The following is a 15,593-nucleotide window of genomic DNA, read 5'->3' on the forward strand; positions in this document are numbered from 1 at the left end:
GGTTATACATTCGGGACATCAACCGCGGTTCCGGACGCCGCCGGGTCCGGCACGCGCCGCCGCACGGGCGCGGCACCGTGAACGACGGGTTGCCGGCAGCCCTCGGCGAGCCGGCCGCACGGTCACCCGCGCCGCGCCGGGCCGTACGTCGGATACGCTGCAACGACGTGCGCGCGCGGCGCGCCGACCGGTACCCGACCGCCCCAGGGGAAGGAAGCGGCCTTGCACGTCCAGGAGTGGCTCGGGACGATCCCGCCCGTCAGCATCTATCTGCTGGTGGGCCTCGTGATCGGTGTGGAGAGCCTGGGCATACCCCTGCCGGGCGAGATCATCCTCGTGAGCGCCTCGCTGCTCGCCTCGCAGGGCCATGTCAACCCGTGGGTGGTCGGCATCTGCGCCACGGCCGGGGCGATCGTGGGCGACTCCATCGGCTACGCGATCGGCCGCCGCGGCGGACGTCCGCTGATGGACCGGCTCGGCCGGCGCTTCCCCAAGCACTTCTCCCCCGGCCACATCGCGACCGCCGAGGCGTCCTTCGAGCGCTGGGGCATGTGGGCGGTGTTCTTCGGGCGCTTCGTGGCACTGCTGCGGATCTTCGCCGGGCCGCTGTCCGGCGTGCTGCGCATGCCGTACTGGAAGTTCCTCGTCGCGAACGTGCTGGGCGGCATCGTCTGGGCGGGCGGCACGACGGCCGTCATCTACTACGTGGGCATCGTCGCCGAGCCCTGGCTCAAGCGGTTCTCCTGGGTGGGCCTCGGCGCGGCCGTGCTGATCGGCCTCGCGTCCTTCCTCGTCGTACGCCGCCGGGCCAAGGCCGCCGCGGCCGCCGTCGCGGAGCCCGAGAGGCCCGCGGAGCCCGAGGAGCCCGAGGAGACTGCGGTCGCCGCGACGGCCGACTGAGCCGCCGCCCTCAGCCCGCGGAGTCCGCCGCGCCGTCGGCCAACGCGGCGCGGTGCGCTCCCGCCAGCTGTACGTAGTGCTCCGCGTTGAGCCGGATCATCTCCCGCTCCTCGGCGGTCAGTTCGCGCCGCACTTTGGCGGGCACCCCGGCCACCAGCGAGCCCGGCGGCACGCGCATCCCCTGCGGTACGAGCGCGCCCGCCGCCACCAGCGAACCCGTGCCGATGTGCGCGCCGTTGAGCACCGTCGCGCCCATGCCGACCAGCACGTGGTCCTCCACGACGCAGCCGTGCACCACCGCGTTGTGGCCGATCGTGACGCCCGCGCCGATCACGGCGGGGAAGCCCGGGTCGGCGTGGACCGTGGCGTTGTCCTGGACGTTGCTGCCCTCGCCGAGGGCGATCGGCGCGCAGTCGCCGCGGAGCACCGCGTGGTACCAGGCGCTGGCACCCGCCGCCATCGTCACCTCACCCAGCACCACCGAGGTCGGCGCGGCGAAGGCGTCCGGGTCCACCTGGGGGGTGTGGCCGCCCACGGCGGCGATCAAGGCTCTCTCCGTCATGGGGATCACCGTAGCCCCGCGATTGCGGTGATCGCGGGGCGGGTAGCGCCTACAGCGTGCTGAAGTTCTCCGATGATGTGATCGCCGCGCTGGAGTCCGGCGCGCCTGTCGTCGCCCTGGAGTCGACGATCATCTCCCACGGCCTGCCCCGCCCCCGCAACCTCCAGGTCGCCCGGGAACTGGAGGCCGCCGTGCGGGAGGCCGGGGCCGTACCGGCGACCGTCGCCGTCCTCGACGGCGTGCCGCGGGTCGGCCTGGACGACGAGGAACTGGAGCGCGTCGCCCACGACGAGGGCATGCGCAAGCTCGGCCACCGCGATCTGCCCGTCGCCCTCGCCACCGGCGCCAGCGGGGCCACCACCGTCTCCGCCACGGCGTTCCTCGCCGCCCGCGCCGGGCTGCGCTTCTTCGCCACCGGCGGGCTCGGCGGCGTGCACCGAGGCTGGACCCACGAGCAGGACGAGTCCGCCGACCTGCGGCTGCTCGCCGGAACCCGGATCACCGTGGTCTGCGCCGGGGTCAAGTCCATCCTCGACGTCCCCGCCACCCTGCAGCGGCTGGAGACCCTCGGCGTCACCGTCGTGGGCTACGGGACCGTGGAATTCCCCGGCTTCTACCTCAGCGGCTCCGGGCAGCCGGTCGACTGGACCGTCGGCACGCCCGAGGAGGTCGCGGCCGTCATGGCCGCCCAGGACGAGCTGAGCGGACCGCCCGCCGCGATCGTCGTCGCCAACCCGGTGCCCCGGGAGGAGCAGCTCGACCCGGAGCTCCACGACCGCGTGCTGGGGGAGGCGCTGGCCGCCGCCGAGGACCAGGGCGTGACCGGGCAGGCCGTCACCCCGTTCCTCCTCGGCCGGCTCGTCGAGGGCACGGCGGGGGCCAGCCTGGAGGCCAACCTCGCCGCGGTGCGCGGCAATGTGCGCCTGGCCGCACGGCTCGCCGTCGCCTGGTCCGAACGCGGCGCACATCACACCTGATCGACCGGCCGCGTGCGACGGCCCTCGATACGGTGAGCGGGTGCCGAAAAACGAGAACCTGTTCTCCCCGCTGGGTGCGTGGCGCCGCCGCGCCGCCTCCCGCCTGGTGCACCGCGGCTGGCGCTGGGTCCAGGGCGCGGGCGCGGTGACCGCCGAACGCCCCGGACCGCTGCGCTTCGGCCGCATCGGCACCGGGACCCGGCTGGCGTTCCCGCAGGGCACGATCTTCGGCGAGCGCTGGATCCACCTCGGCGACTACTGCATCATCGGCGAACAGGTCACCCTCACCGCCGGCATGATGCCCGGGCTCGACCTCGGCCCCGAACCCGTCGTCCGCCTCGGCGACGGCGTCGTCCTCGGCCGCGGAAGCCACGTCGTCGCCTCGCGTCCCGTGGTGTTCGGCAACGACGTCTACTGCGGTCCGTACGTCTACGTCACCAGTGACAACCACTCCTACGACGACCCCCATGAGCCCATCGGCCGGCAGTGGCCGCGTTCCGCGCCCGTCGAGATCGGCTCCGGGAGCTGGCTCGGCGCGGGAGCGGTGATCCTGCCGGGAGCCCGCCTCGGGCGCAACGTGGTGGTCGCGGCGGGCGCGATCGTCCGGGGCGAGGTCCCCGACCACTCGGTGGTGGCCGGCGCCCCGGCGCGCGTCGTGCGGCGCTGGGACCCCGAACGCGGCTGGGAGCCCCCGCTGCGCACACCCGCGCCCGTGCCCGTGCCGGCGGGCGCGACGCACCAGCAACTCGCCGACCTGGCCGCCCTGGCCGAACTCGAACCCGAGGGCTGACGCCGCGCGGGCTGTCCGCCCTCCGGATCGTGGGCGCGATCAACTGGGCGTCTTTGTTAGCGTGCCGGACATGCGCGCACCCATCGGTACCTTCACCGACGTATCTCCGGCCGTCCAGCGGCTCGACCTGCTGCCCGAGCCCGTCGCCGCGGCCCTCACCGCCTGGCAGGGCGAGGTACCGGTGGAGGAGGTGCTCCTCGTCGACACCGACCCCGAGAAGGCGGACACGGCGGTCTTCGCGGAGGCCTACGGCGTCGGCATGGACCAGTCCGCCAACTGCGTGGTCGTCGCCGGCAAGCGGGGCCAGGACGTGACGCTCGCCGCGTGCGTGGTCCTGGCCACCACCCGGGCCGACGTGAACGGCTTCGTCCGGCGCCATCTCGGCGTCCGCAAGGCCTCGTTCGCGCCGATGGACACCGCGGTCGGCGAGAGCGGCATGGAGTACGGCGGCATCACCCCGGTCGGGCTGCCCGCCGCGTGGCCGCTGCTGGTCGACGCGGCGGTCACGGACACGCCGTACGTGATCATCGGCAGCGGCAGGCGCCGCGGCAAGCTGCTCCTGCCCGGCAAGGCGCTGGCCTCCCTGCCCGGCGTGCAGGTCGTCGAGGAACTGGGTGTCACGGCGTGACCGAGGTGCTGGCGCGCCTGGAGCGCTACTACGACGCGGTGCCCCGGGCCGCCGCCCGCGCCGAGGACTTCGGCCCGCTGACCCTCTTCGTCCGCGACGGGATCGGCTGGCCGTACTACGCCCGGCCGGCGCTCGGATCGGACGGCCGGGTCGGGCGCGCGGACGTGGACAAGGTGCGGGAGCGGCAGCGGGCCCTCGGCGTGCCGGAGTGCTTCGAGTGGGTGGCCGAGACGACGCCCGGCCTGCGGGAGGCGGCGGAGGCCTCGGGCCTCCACGTGCACGCGCATCCGCTGATGGTGCTCGACCCGGGGGCGGCCGGCGCCGCTCCCGTGCCCGTCGACGGCGTGGACGTCCGCGTACTGGAGCCCGGCGACCCGGCGTTCGCCGGCGCCATCACGGTGCCCCACCTGGCGTTCGCGCACCCCGGCGCCGCGATCGGTCCGGCCGGGACCGGCGAACTGGACGCCGCCCGCGTGCTGCACGCCGCCCCGGCGGCCCTCGCGGCGGCCGAGGCGCGGGTCAAAGACGGCCTGACCGTCCACGCGGCGGCGGTGGACGGCACGACAGCGCTGTGCGCGGGGCAGTACAACCCTGTCGGTGAGGTCTGCGAGATCGTCGCCGTCGGCACGCTGCCCAGCGCCCGCCGCCGCGGCCTCGCGCTCGCGGTGACCTCCGTACTCGTGGCGCACGCCAGGGCGCGCGGCATGGGCACGGTGTTCCTGTCGGCGGGTGACGAGGACGTGGCCCGGATCTACGGCCGTATCGGCTTCCGCCGGGTCGGCACGGCCCTCATCGCGGAACCCGCGGCCGGCTGAGGTCCAGCGACAGCGGTATGGAGTGCTCGGCGAAGCCGAGGCTGCGGTACAGCGCCTCGGCCTCGGGCGTGGCGTGCAGGTCGACCCGCGTGACGCCGCGCTCGGCGAACCACGCGAGCAGCGCGCCCGTCGTCGCCCGCGCGTGGCCCAGTCCCCGGTAGCGGGGATCGGTGCAGACGTTGAACACGAAGCCGAAGCGCCCGTCCGGGTGCGAGGGCGCGGCCAGCCGCTGCTCCAGCCGCCCGACCGCGCACGCCGCCAGGTGCGGCCCCGCGCCGGGGTCGCCGTCCACCACGAACGCCCCGAGCTCCCTCCCGGCACCGCCGGCGAGCTGCTCCCGCGCCTGCCGCTCGGCGGCGGCCTCCCACGCCCCGGCCTCGTCCCGGCCCGTCATGGCCTGGAACATCAGCCGGCGCAGGCGCACCAGCTCGGCGGCGTCCTCGGGGCGGGCGGGGCGTACGGGGGAGTTCGCGGTCATCCGAGGCGCGGGATCTCGATCGCCGGGCAGCGGTCCATGACCATGACCAGGCCCGCGTCCTCCGTGCGCGCGTACGCCGCGTCGTCGATCACGTCCAGCTGGAACCAGACGCCCTTGGCGCCGATCGCCACGGCCTCGTCCGCCACCGCCCCGGCCAGCTCCGAATTGACGAAGACGTCCACGACGTCGACCGGGAAGGGAATGTCCGCCAGCGAGGCGTAGCCCTGCTCCCCGTGCACCGTCTCGGCCTTCGGGTGCACCGGCACCACGCGCTTGCCGAAGCGCTGCAGCACCCGGGCGACCCCGTAGGCGGCGCGCGAGGTGTTGTTGGACAGGCCCACCACGGCCCAGGTGTCCCCGAGACCGGTCAGCAGCTCGCGTACCGCCGCGTCGTCTTCCCGCACGTCGTCCTCCCTCGGGCCCGCGATGACTCTCCGCAGCAGTCAACCAGAGGTCCCGTCCGGCCATTCCCGCGGGGACCCCGGGACGAGGCCCCCGTGCACGGCGCGGTCGTGGAGGCGCTGGGACGGTCTCGAGGAGGTGCAGGAGCGTCGAGGCGACGCCGTAGCAGTCGTCCGGACCGAAGCAGGCGACGAGGACCCGGGCCTCCTCCTTCGCGACCGGCCGGGCGATCGCGCCGAGCTGCGGGCCACGCTCGTCGATCTCCTCCGCGCTCGCGCCCTGGTGGGGAAGCGGGCCGTCGGCAACGAACGCAGGCGTTCCGGCCCTGCTCACTCAAGGGATTAGGGTGGCGGGGTGGTGGAGCGGTATCTGACGATCGGGCGCGCGGGCGTCCACGAGAGCGAGATCAAGCGGTCGCGCTTCCTGTGCGCCCTGGGGCCCGTGCCGAGCGAGGCGGCGGCACAGGAGTTCATCGCCCGCGTCCGCCGCGAGCACCCCTCCGCCAGCCACAACTGCTACGCCTACGTCATCGGCGCCGAGGGCCGCGTGCACAAGGCGAGCGACGACGGCGAGCCCGGCGGCACCGCGGGCACGCCCATGCTCCAGGTCCTGCTGCGCCGGGAGATCCGGGACGTCGTCGCCGTCGTCACCCGCTACTACGGCGGGATCCAGCTCGGGGCGGGCGGCCTGGTACGGGCGTACGGCGGCGCGGTCTCCGCCGCGCTGGACGAGCTCGGCACCGTCGAGCGGCAGAAGCTCGCGCTGGTCACCGTCGTCGTCGACCACCAGCGCGCCGGCCGCATCGAGAACGATCTGCGCGCGGCCGGCCGTGCGGTGCGCGGGGTGGCGTACGCGGCCGATGTCCGCATCGAACTCGGGGTGCCCGAGGAGGAACTGGAGTCCTTCCGCGGCTGGCTCGCGGACGCCTCCGCCGGTTCGGCGGCGATGGAGGTCTCGGGCAGCGCGTACGTGGACGTCTAGGGCCGTCCAGGGCCCGTCAGGTGCGCGGTCGAGGCGATGTCCACGACGGACAGGCCGTCGAGCGTGGTGATCGCGCAGGACGGCACGCCGTCGCGCAGCAACCCGGCCGGCACGGCGTCGTCACCGGCCAGGGTGCGCAGCAGGTCCACCGTCACCCCGCCGTGCGTGACGAGGGCGACCGGGCCGGGCACTCCTGCCAGGTCGAGCAGGCAGGCGCGCAGGCGCTCCGCCGCGGCACGGGAGGAGTCGCCGGACGCCGGGACGGCATCGCGGTCCCGCACCGAGGCGGCCCAGTCCGTGAGGAAGTCCTCCGCGGACTGCGACGGGTCCCAGTTCATCCGCTCCCGCAGGCGGGCGTCCTCCCGGACGGGCAGCCCCGTCCGGGACGCGATGATCGCGGCGGTCTCCCGCGCCCGGCGCAGCGGGCTGCTGAGAACGGCGCGCACGCCGAGGTGCCGCAGCCGGTCGGCGGTCCTGGCGGCCTGCCGCCGGCCCGCGGCGGTCAACCCCGGGTCGCCGGGCAGGCGTTCCTTCTCGGCGTGCTGCACCAGATGGAAGACGGTCACACCGGCAGAATGCGCCTCGAGCCCGTCCGCGGCCACCGCCTTACGTCATACGGCCGTGAGCTCGCTCAGCTGCTCCGCCGCAACGGTGTTCCCGCTGTCGGCGAGGCGGCGCAGTTCGTCCATGTCGCCCTGTTCGGTGGCGAGTTCGATGAGCTGGTCGGTGGCGTCGCTGTTTCCGGTGTCGGCGAGGCGGCGCAGTTCGTCCATGTCGCCTTGCTCGGTGGCGAGTTCGATGAGTATGTCGGCGGCGTCCCGGTGTCCCGCGTCGGCGAAGGTGCGGAGCAGGTCCATGTCGTCGTGCTCGACGGCCAGTTCGATCACCTGGTCGACGGCGTCGCGGTCGCCGGCGTCGGCGAGGGCGCGGAGTCCGGCGGGAAGGTAGTCGGTCATGGTGCGGTCTCTCCTCGGTGTTCGTCCGGTGCGGGCAGGGTCCCGGCGGCCCGGAGGGCGTCGCGGTGGGCGTGCCACTCCTCCAGGAGCAGGGGGAGGCGCTCGCCGAGGAAGTCGGCGAGGGCGACCATCTCCTCCAGTGGCGCGCGGCGTTCGGCGGGGGCTTCGGTGAGCAGGGCCAGTCCCTCTCGGAAGAGGGCGGCGTGTTCCCGGTGGACGGCCGAGTCGAAGTTCTGCGGCTGCTGGCTCGCCGGGTCGAGGACCACGCGGTCCACCCGCTCGCCGGCGGCGCGGGTGCGGCGTGCCATCCGGTACGTCTCCAGCAGCTTGACGGCACCGGTGATCGCGCTGCGGCTCGCCAGCAGGGCGTCGCTCAGTTCGTCGATCGTCTGCTGGGCGGGGTCGCAGACGAACAGGTAGCCCAGCAGGCGCCCGGCCATCGGGGGGAAGCCGTACTGGCGCGCGTAGAAGCGGCCTACGTGGTCGGCGAATATCAGCTGGGCGTCGTGGGGCACGATGAAGACGATATCAGTACCGACTGAGATGACAGAAATTAGTGTCATATGAATTATCCCGGCATGACGTCCCTCGTGCCGGAACGGTGTGCAGCACCACCATGCGCCGCCCGGGCCCAGGTCATGGCGAACCTCCGCCGCGCCGCGCCGAGCGGACCGCACCGGCCGCCGTCAGGAGCCACGCCGCCACCGCCACCCAGAGCAGCACGCGCCCGAGCACGTCCAGCCCGGGGAAGCCGGTCGGCGCGGCGGCCGACAGGGCCGACACCGCGGTCATGCCGAGCGGGAAGACGGTGGCCCAGCGGCGGATGTCGTACCGCCGCCGGGGCCAGCGGAGTTCGGCGTAGACCAGCACGGGCAGCCACAGGAGCGCGGCGGCCAGCAGGACCAGGGCGGCGGCGCGCAGCGGGGCGTGCAGGGCCGGGGCCCAGCCGAGCGGGCCGTCGGGGTCGGCGGCGGCCGTCAGCCGGTCGCAGGCGAGCGCGACGATCGACAGGGCGCCGCCCGCGATCCAGTGGTCGCCGGAGCCGGTCCGGATCTGGTGCCGGTCGAAGCGCCCGAACGCCACTCCGTAGAGGGCGACGCCGAGCAGCGCGAACGCCAGCGCGGGCCCGCACAGCCAGTCGAGCCGCCGCGCGAGGGCCAGCGTCGCGGCGCCCACGGCCAGCGCCTCCGTGGCCACGCAGACGAGGAACACCACCCCGGGCAGCCCCCGCTGCCTGCCCCGGAGCACCGGCACGAGCAGCGCCGGCCACAAGGCCGCGGACAGGGCGAGCGCGGCCGCCGCGGCGGTCTGCAGGCCCTGCTGCGACAGGCAGGTGCCCAGGATGCAGGTGGCCGCCACCGCGGTCAGCGCGGGAGGTGTCAGCGCCTCCTTGCGCCAGCGTTCCGGGCAGTGCAGGAGCCGTACCGCGAACACCGCCGCGAGCGCGGCCCACAGCACGCCGGCGACCACGAGTGCCGCGACGGACAGCGTGCGGTGGCCGGTCAGCCCGAACCCCACGCTGATGATGGCGGTCGCCATCACGACGGTGCCGGCCGCGGGTGTCAGTAGGTTCACCGTGCCCACGGTGGGCCGTGCCGTGCCGCGGGGCACCTCCCCACGCCGTCGTACCGCCGTCCGGGCTGCGTCAGGCCTTCATGACGCGGGTGACCTTGCCCTGGAGCGTGGCCTGGATGTAGCACGTGCGGCTGTGGTCGCCCGTTCGGTAGAAGGACATGTAGCGCTCGTGGTCGATGAGGCCCGATTCGACGATCAGGTACAGGTACTGCGGGTGCGCCACTCCGCAGTCCCTCTCGGCCCGCTTCATCAGGGCGGGCAGTGCGTCCCAGTTGACGGAGTCGAGGTCGATCAGGGCGTCGTCGGGGTCGATGGTGCCGCCGGCCCCCCAGGGGCCCGCCTTGCCGTCGCGGTAGAGGGAGCCGTCGTAGATGGTCTTGTCGGACTTCGTGGGGGCGTCGAAGGTCGCGAAGTCCGGGTACAGGGTGAGCCTCAGCACCTTGGTACCGCCCGAGACCCCCCGGACGACGCCGGCCATCGAGCGGGCCCCCGAGACGCTGAGCAGCGTCCCGGCGGCGTCCGACGAGCTGGTGCCGCGGGGCGTCCCTGAGGTGTGCGCGCCGGCGTCGTTCAGGCCCGGCAGGAGGTTCCAGAGCAGGACGCCCGCGAGGGCGACCGCCGCGACGGCGCAGGCGCCGGCGACGGCCCGGCCGCGGCGGCGGGAAGGGCGGACAGGCGGGGTGCCCGTGGTCCGGTGGTCGCGCGTCGGCGGCGGCCCGTAAGCCGCGGGCACGGGTCCGAAGCCGGCCGGTACGGCGTCGGAGGGCGCCGGGTGAACCGGGGCCGGAACCGGGTCCTGCGGCCCGGAGGTCCCGGCGCGCCCGGCCTCCGCGAGCATCCGGTCGAGGCTTTCCGCGTCGGGCCGCGCGCCCGGGTCGCGTACGAGGAGTGCGTCCAGCACCGGGGCGAGGGGCCCGGAACGCGCCGCCGGCGGGAGGGGCTCGTCGAGGATCGCGACGAGCGTGGCGATGCTGGTCTCGCGGCGCAGCGGATGGGCGCCCTCCACCGCGACGTACAGCATCATGCCGAGCGACCACAGATCGGACGCGGGGTCGCCCTCCTTGCCGCGGATCCGTTCGGGGGCGATGTACTCGGGCGAGCCGATGAGGCCGCCGGTGGTGGTCAGCCGCGAGGCGTCGCCGAGCGTGGCGATGCCGAAGTCCGTGAGCACCGGGGTGCCGTCGGGCCGCAGCAGCACGTTCGCCGGCTTCACGTCGCGGTGCTGGACCCCGGCCGCGTGGGCGGCGCACAGCCCGGCGAGGACGCCGCGCCCGATACGGGCCGCCTCGTGCGGCGCCAGCGGGCCCCGTGCGATCACGTCCTGGAAGGTGCCGCCGGTGACCAGTTCCATGACCAGCCACGGGTGTGGAAGGTCCGCTGTGTCCACGATGTGGTGGATCGTAACGACGTTGGGGTGGTGCACCCGGGCCAGCGCGCGGGCCTCGCGCAGCACGCGCTCCCGCAGTTTCGCCGCCGCCCCGGGGTCGGTCTCCCCCAAGTCCGGGTCCGGCAGCCGGACTTCCTTCAGCGCGACCTCGCGGTGCAGCGCGGTGTCCCGGGCCCGCCACACCAGGCCCATGCCCCCGCCGCCGAGGCGTTCCAGCAGCTCGAACCGGCCGTCGACAAGGGGGGCGGGGGGTCTGCCGGAGTCGCTCGCCGTCATGGCGGTCATCGTACGGGCGCCACCCACGTCCGGGGACGCCTCTTGACCGACCTTGCCCGGATTCGGACTCCCAGGACGCGTTGTCACAGGTGGCGGATAGCCTGATCTCCGAAGCGCATGGGAAGGGTGGGGACACCGGGTCCCCTGCGGAGCACGTTGCACACCGAGCACACGGAACGAGAGCCGGAGGAGCGGGACATGCGGGCGGGAGAGCCGCGATGAGGCTGCTGCACACCTCCGACTGGCACCTGGGGCGGTCGTTCCACCGGGTCGGACTGCTGGACGCCCAGGCGGCTTTCGTCGACCACCTCGTGGCCACCGTGCGCGCGGAGGGCGTCGACGCCGTCCTCGTCGCGGGCGACGTGTACGACCGGGCGCTGCCGTCGCTGCCCGCCGTCGAGCTCTTCGACCGCACCCTGCACCGGCTCGCCGGCCTCGGGGTGCCGACGGTGATGATCTCCGGCAACCACGACTCGGGCCGCCGGCTCGGCGTCGCCTCCGGACTCATCGACCGCGCGGGCATCCACCTGCGCACCGACCCGGCCGGGTGCGCCACCCCCGTCGTCCTCGCCGACGCGCACGGACCGGTCGCGCTCTACGGGCTGCCTTACCTCGAACCCGCCCTGGTGCGCGAGGAGTTCGCCGTCGAGCGCGCCGGGCACACCGAGGTGCTGTCGGCCGCCATGGCGCGCGTGCGCGCCGATCTCGCCGGGCGCCCGACCGGCACCCGCTCCGTGGTCCTGGCGCACGCCTTCGTCGCGGGCGGTGCGCCCAGCGACAGCGAGCGCGACATCACCGTCGGCGGTGTCGCCGCCGTGCCCGCCGGGGTCTTCGACGGCGTCGACTACGTCGCCCTCGGCCACCTCCACGGTGCGCAGACGATCACCGAGCGGGTGCGCTACTCCGGCTCCCCGCTGGCGTACTCCTTCTCCGAGGCCGACCACCGCAAGAGCATGTGGCTGGTGGACCTCGGCCCCGACGGCTCCGTGGCCGCGGAGCGGGTCGACTGCCCGATGCCCCGGCGGCTCGCCCGGATCCGCGGCCGCATCGACGACCTGCTCGACGACCCCGCCCTCGCACGCCACGAGGACGCCTGGGTGGAGATCACCCTGACCGACGCGTTCCGTCCGCACGACGCCATGGCCCGGCTGCGCGAGCGTTTCCCGCACGCGCTCGCGCTCGCCTTCGAGCCCGAGCGCGCGGACGAGGACCCGCTCGCCTCGTACGCCGAGCGACTGCGCGGCCGCAGCGACCGCCAGATCGCCGAGGACTTCGTGGCCCATGTGCGCGGCACCGCCCCCGACACCGCGGAACGGGCCGTCCTGCGCGACGCCCTGGACGCGGTCCGCACCGACGCCGCCCGCGCGGAGACCGACTGATGCGCCTGCACCGCCTGACCCTCACCGCCTTCGGCCCCTTCGCCGGCAGCCACACCGTCGATTTCGACGAGCTGTCCTCGGCGGGGCTGTTCCTGCTGCACGGCGCGACCGGCGCCGGCAAGACCTCCGTGCTGGACGGCGTCTGCTACGCCCTGTACGGAGGGGTCCCGGGCAGCCGGCCCGGTAACCGCCTGCGCAGCGACCACGCCGGTCCCGACACGCCGACGGAGGTCGTGCTGGACCTCACCGTCGGCGGCCGGCGGCTGGAGATCACCCGCCGCCCCGAGCAGCCGCGCCCGAAGAAGCGCGGCAGCGGTTTCACCATGGAGAAGGCGGTCACGCTGCTGCGCGAGCAGTCGGCTGGGCAGTGGCGCGCACTCAGCAAGTCGCACCAGGAGGCGGGGGAGGAACTGCTGCGGCTGATCGGCATGAGCCGCGAGCAGTTCTGCCAGGTCGTGCTGCTGCCGCAGGGCGAGTTCGCGACCTTCCTGCGGGCCACCGCCACCGACCGCGCCGCGCTGCTCGGGAAGCTCTTCGACACCCGGCGCTTCAAGGCGGCCGAGGAATGGCTCAAGGCCCGGCGCAACGCCGCCCATGCGCGGGTGCGGGCGGGCGACGACGAGCTGCTGCGGCTCGCCCACGGGATGCAGCAGGCCGCCGGCGAGGGTTCGGAACGCCTGGAGGCATGGCTGCCCGAGGGCGCCGACGCGGGGCATCCGGATTTCGCCCCGCACGTCCTTCAGTGGGCGGCGGTCCTGCGGGCGGCGGCCCACGAGCGGGCCGCCGTCGCCGACCTCGCCACCACCGCGGCCGAGACGCGGCACGCGCGGGCCCAGCGCGCTGCCGAGGCCGTGCAGGAACTCCACGCCCTCCAGCGGCGGCACGCCGCGGCGTCCCGCCGCGCCGGCGTACTGGCCGGGCAGAGCGAACTCCGGGACCGCGAGGAGGCGCTCCTGGAGACGGCGCGGCGGGCCGAAGGCGTCGGTCCCGCGCTGGAACTGCGGGACCGCGCCGCCGCCCGGCACCGGCGCGCCGCCGAGGAGGAGCGCGCCGCCCGCGCGGCCCTCCCCGGGGCGCTCGCAGGTGCCGGTGCCGAGCAGCTCACCGCGTACGGGAACGGCCTGCGCGAGGAGTTGGGGAGCCTGGCCGAGGCCGTCCGCGCCGAGCACCGTGCGGCCGAACTCGCCGCCGAGCGCGCCCGGCTGGAGCGCGAGACGGATGCCGACGAGCAGTTGATCGCCGACACCGGCGCCTGGCTGGAGGAGTGGGAGGGGGCCCGTCCCGGCCACGAGCGGCGGATCGACACGGCCCAGTCCGCCACCACCCGTGCCGCAGAGCTCGCGGGCACCCTGGAGTCCTCCCGCCGCAAGCTCGCGGCCGCCCGTGAACGCGACCTGCGGGAGCGGGAGTTGCGGGACGCCGAGGAACGGCTCCGGGCCGCCCGGGACACCGCCGCCGATGCCCGCGACCACTGGCAGGACGTCCGCGAGGCCCGGATCAACGGCATCGCCGCCGAACTCGCCACCCGGCTCCGCGACGGCCAGGGCTGCCTGGTCTGCGGGGCGACCGAGCACCCGCACCCGGCCACGCCCTCGGACCGGCAGGTCGGCCGGGCCGAGGAGGAGGCCGCCCAGGCCGCCCACCAGGACGCCGCCGCCGCCCGCGAGAACGCCCAGGCGCACGTTGCGCGCGTCACGGCGGCCCGCGACGCTGCCGTCGCCGAGGCGGGACGGACGCCCGAGGCCGAACTCGCGGCCTCCCACGCGGAACTGGAGCGCGCCTTCCGCGAGGCGTCCGCCGAGGCCGCGACGCTGCCCGAGGCCCGGCAGGCCCTCGACCGGGCCGTCGCGGAGCACACCCGGCGTACCCGGCTGCGGCACGAGGCCGAGAGCCGGGTCGCCTCCGTCGTCTCCCGCCGCGAGGTGCTGGACCAGGAGCACGCGGCGCTGACCGGACAACTGGAGCGGGCCCGGGGCGAATGCGCCACCGTCGCCGAACGCCGTGCCGCTCTCGCGGCGCAGGCCGAACGGATCGCCGCCGCGGCCGGGGCCGCCCGTGCCGAGCAGGAGACCGCCCGCGCGCTCAAGGAGGCCGACGCGGGCCTCGCCGACGCCGCCTACCGGGCCGGGTTCGACACCCCCGAGGCCGCCGCCGCGGCGCTCCTGCACCCGGCCGAGGTGCAGCGGCTGCGGCAGCGCGTGGAGGAGCGCCGCCGTGAGGAGACGGCCGTCACCGCGGAACTCACCGCGCTGGACGTCGCGGAGGCGGCCGCCCTGCCGCCCGCCGACCCCGAGGGCGCCCGGCGCGCCGTCGAGGACGCCACCGGCGGGCTGCGCGGTGCCGCGGCCCGTCAGGACGCGGCCCGTACGACCTGCGACGCCCTCGGCCGCCTCGGCGCCGAGGCGCTGTCCCGTACCCGTGAACTGGCGCCCGCCCGCGCCGAGTACGCGCGGCTGCGCCGCCTGGCCGACCTGGCGACCGGGGCGGGCGAGAACACGCTGCGGATGGAGCTGGAGACCTATGTGCTGGCGGCCCGCCTCGAACAGGTGGCGGCCGCCGCGAGCGTGCGCCTGCAGCGGATGTCCTCCGGCCGGTACACCCTCGTGCACACTGACGCCCGCGCCTCACGCGGCGTCAAGTCGGGCCTCGGCCTGATGGCCGTGGACTCCTGGACGGGCACCGAACGCGACACCGCCACCCTGTCCGGCGGCGAGACCTTCTTCGCCTCCCTCGCCCTGGCCCTCGGCCTCGCCGATGTGGTGACCGACGAGGCGGGCGGGGCCCGGCTGGACACCCTCTTCATCGACGAGGGGTTCGGCAGCCTCGACGAGCAGACCCTCGACGAGGTCCTGGACGTGCTCGACGGGCTGCGCGAGCGGGACCGCGCGGTCGGCATCGTCAGCCATGTCGCGGACCTGCGGCAGCGCATCCCGGCGCAGCTCCAGGTCGTCAAGGGGCAGCGCGGTTCATCACTGCGCCACCGCGCGGCGGGCGAGCGGTGAGGAGTAGACGACGTTCGTCGTCACCGAACCGAGCCCGGAGACACGGCCGGTGATCTCCTCCAGGTGACGCATCGAACGGGCGGTGACCTTCAGGATGAAGCAGTCGTCGCCCGTGACGTGGTGCGCCTCCAGGATCTCGGGCGTCGAGGCCAGCAGGTCGTGGAACGGCTTGTAGTTGCCGTGCGGATAGCGCAGCCGGACGAACGCGAGGATCGGGCGGCCGATCCGGTCGAGGTCGACCACCGCGGAGTACCCGGTGATCACCCCGGCCTCCTCCAGTCGGCGCACGCGCTCGGTCACGGCGCTGGCGGACATCGCGACCGCCCGCGCGAGTTCGGCGTAGCTGGCCCGGCCGTCGTGCTGGAGCGCGTCCAGAATGCGCCAATCGGTGGCGTCAAGGGATTCCACGGTCATGGGCCGTGTCTAGCAGGGGATTCCCCGGCCGGGCAACCGTGAGGCCGGGGAACGTGCCTTCCGGGTGCCGG

The 15,593-nt window shown here is 74.9% G+C and carries 17 protein-coding genes; 8 read left to right on the forward strand and 9 right to left on the reverse strand.

Annotation, left to right across the window (positions count from 1 at the left end; all coding sequences use genetic code 11):
* The first annotated feature begins 222 nt into the window (after positions 1-222).
* A complete protein-coding gene (locus ACIP9H_RS24705; protein WP_401960876.1) occupies positions 223-900 on the forward strand; it encodes a DedA family protein in 678 nt (225 codons plus the stop codon).
* A gap of 10 nt (positions 901-910) precedes the next feature.
* On the opposite strand, the gene ACIP9H_RS24710 is transcribed toward ACIP9H_RS24705, so the two are convergent.
* Positions 911-1,462: a gamma carbonic anhydrase family protein gene (locus ACIP9H_RS24710; protein ID WP_401589895.1), complete on the reverse strand. Its 552-nt coding sequence runs from the start codon at positions 1,460-1,462 to the stop codon at positions 911-913.
* Positions 1,463-1,518: 56 nt separating this feature from the next.
* Here ACIP9H_RS24710 and ACIP9H_RS24715 point away from each other — a divergent pair, with 56 nt between their 5' ends.
* From ACIP9H_RS24715 to ACIP9H_RS24730, 4 genes are all read left to right on the forward strand, one after another.
* Complete coding sequence (locus ACIP9H_RS24715) at positions 1,519-2,439, forward strand: pseudouridine-5'-phosphate glycosidase (RefSeq protein ID WP_401589892.1); 921 nt, start codon at positions 1,519-1,521, stop codon at positions 2,437-2,439.
* A 40-nt stretch (positions 2,440-2,479) separates the two neighbouring features.
* Positions 2,480-3,229, forward strand: a complete 750-nt coding sequence (locus ACIP9H_RS24720; RefSeq protein WP_401589889.1) for an acyltransferase — start codon at positions 2,480-2,482, stop codon at positions 3,227-3,229.
* A 70-nt stretch (positions 3,230-3,299) separates the two neighbouring features.
* The gene (locus ACIP9H_RS24725) at positions 3,300-3,857 is read left to right on the forward strand and encodes a YbaK/EbsC family protein (protein ID WP_401589886.1); all 558 of its coding nucleotides are present in this window, start codon (positions 3,300-3,302) and stop codon (positions 3,855-3,857) included.
* A complete protein-coding gene (locus ACIP9H_RS24730; RefSeq protein ID WP_401589883.1) occupies positions 3,854-4,672 on the forward strand; it encodes a GNAT family N-acetyltransferase in 819 nt (272 codons plus the stop codon). The genes ACIP9H_RS24725 and ACIP9H_RS24730 overlap by 4 nt, the downstream gene beginning before the upstream one ends.
* Here the strand turns inward: ACIP9H_RS24730 and ACIP9H_RS24735 are convergent.
* Positions 4,647-5,150 (reverse strand): GNAT family N-acetyltransferase, encoded by a 504-nt coding sequence (locus ACIP9H_RS24735; protein WP_401589880.1) that lies wholly within the window; start codon positions 5,148-5,150, stop codon positions 4,647-4,649. The genes ACIP9H_RS24730 and ACIP9H_RS24735 overlap by 26 nt on opposite strands.
* Positions 5,147-5,554, reverse strand: a complete 408-nt coding sequence (locus tag ACIP9H_RS24740; RefSeq protein ID WP_401589877.1) for a CoA-binding protein — start codon at positions 5,552-5,554, stop codon at positions 5,147-5,149. Before ACIP9H_RS24740 ends, ACIP9H_RS24735 begins: the two co-directional genes overlap by 4 nt.
* A 352-nt stretch (positions 5,555-5,906) precedes the next feature.
* Here ACIP9H_RS24740 and ACIP9H_RS24745 point away from each other — a divergent pair, with 352 nt between their 5' ends.
* Entirely contained in the window at positions 5,907-6,533 is a 627-nt protein-coding gene (locus ACIP9H_RS24745) for a YigZ family protein (protein WP_360917081.1), read from the forward strand.
* Here the strand turns inward: ACIP9H_RS24745 and ACIP9H_RS24750 are convergent.
* The 5 genes from ACIP9H_RS24750 to ACIP9H_RS24770 all read right to left on the reverse strand — a co-directional run bounded on the left by ACIP9H_RS24750 (position 6,530) and on the right by ACIP9H_RS24770 (position 10,727).
* Positions 6,530-7,099 carry a histidine phosphatase family protein gene (locus tag ACIP9H_RS24750; protein ID WP_401589872.1) on the reverse strand — a complete coding sequence of 190 codons (570 nt, stop codon included), beginning with the start codon at positions 7,097-7,099 and terminating at the stop codon, positions 6,530-6,532. The two genes, ACIP9H_RS24745 and ACIP9H_RS24750, sit on opposite strands and share 4 nt — an antisense overlap.
* Before the next feature lie 45 nt (positions 7,100-7,144).
* On the reverse strand, positions 7,145-7,489 hold the full coding sequence (locus ACIP9H_RS24755; RefSeq protein WP_401960883.1) for a hypothetical protein: 345 nt from the start codon (positions 7,487-7,489) through the stop codon (positions 7,145-7,147).
* A complete protein-coding gene (locus tag ACIP9H_RS24760) occupies positions 7,486-8,004 on the reverse strand; it encodes a hypothetical protein (RefSeq protein ID WP_360917090.1) in 519 nt (172 codons plus the stop codon). The genes ACIP9H_RS24755 and ACIP9H_RS24760 overlap by 4 nt, the downstream gene beginning before the upstream one ends.
* Positions 8,005-8,125: 121 nt before the next feature.
* Positions 8,126-9,064, reverse strand: coding sequence for a tellurite resistance/C4-dicarboxylate transporter family protein (locus ACIP9H_RS24765; protein WP_401589866.1), 939 nt, complete (start codon positions 9,062-9,064; stop codon positions 8,126-8,128).
* Positions 9,065-9,134: 70 nt separating this feature from the next.
* Positions 9,135-10,727 (reverse strand): serine/threonine-protein kinase, encoded by a 1,593-nt coding sequence (locus ACIP9H_RS24770; RefSeq protein WP_401589863.1) that lies wholly within the window; start codon positions 10,725-10,727, stop codon positions 9,135-9,137.
* 218 nt (positions 10,728-10,945) lie between these two features.
* Between ACIP9H_RS24770 and ACIP9H_RS24775 the strand changes: the two genes are divergently transcribed.
* Both ACIP9H_RS24775 and ACIP9H_RS24780 read left to right on the forward strand, forming a co-directional pair.
* Positions 10,946-12,106, forward strand: coding sequence for an exonuclease SbcCD subunit D (locus ACIP9H_RS24775; protein WP_401960886.1), 1,161 nt, complete (start codon positions 10,946-10,948; stop codon positions 12,104-12,106).
* Positions 12,106-15,108 carry an AAA family ATPase gene (locus ACIP9H_RS24780; protein WP_401960889.1) on the forward strand — a complete coding sequence of 1,001 codons (3,003 nt, stop codon included), beginning with the start codon at positions 12,106-12,108 and terminating at the stop codon, positions 15,106-15,108. The genes ACIP9H_RS24775 and ACIP9H_RS24780 overlap by 1 nt, the downstream gene beginning before the upstream one ends.
* Here the strand turns inward: ACIP9H_RS24780 and ACIP9H_RS24785 are convergent.
* Positions 15,076-15,522 (reverse strand): Lrp/AsnC family transcriptional regulator, encoded by a 447-nt coding sequence (locus ACIP9H_RS24785; RefSeq protein WP_401589854.1) that lies wholly within the window; start codon positions 15,520-15,522, stop codon positions 15,076-15,078. The genes ACIP9H_RS24780 and ACIP9H_RS24785 overlap by 33 nt on opposite strands.
* Positions 15,523-15,593: the final 71 nt, after the last annotated feature.

Source organism: Streptomyces sp. NPDC088732 (assembly GCF_044751205.1).
Lineage (GTDB): Bacteria > Actinomycetota > Actinomycetes > Streptomycetales > Streptomycetaceae > Actinacidiphila.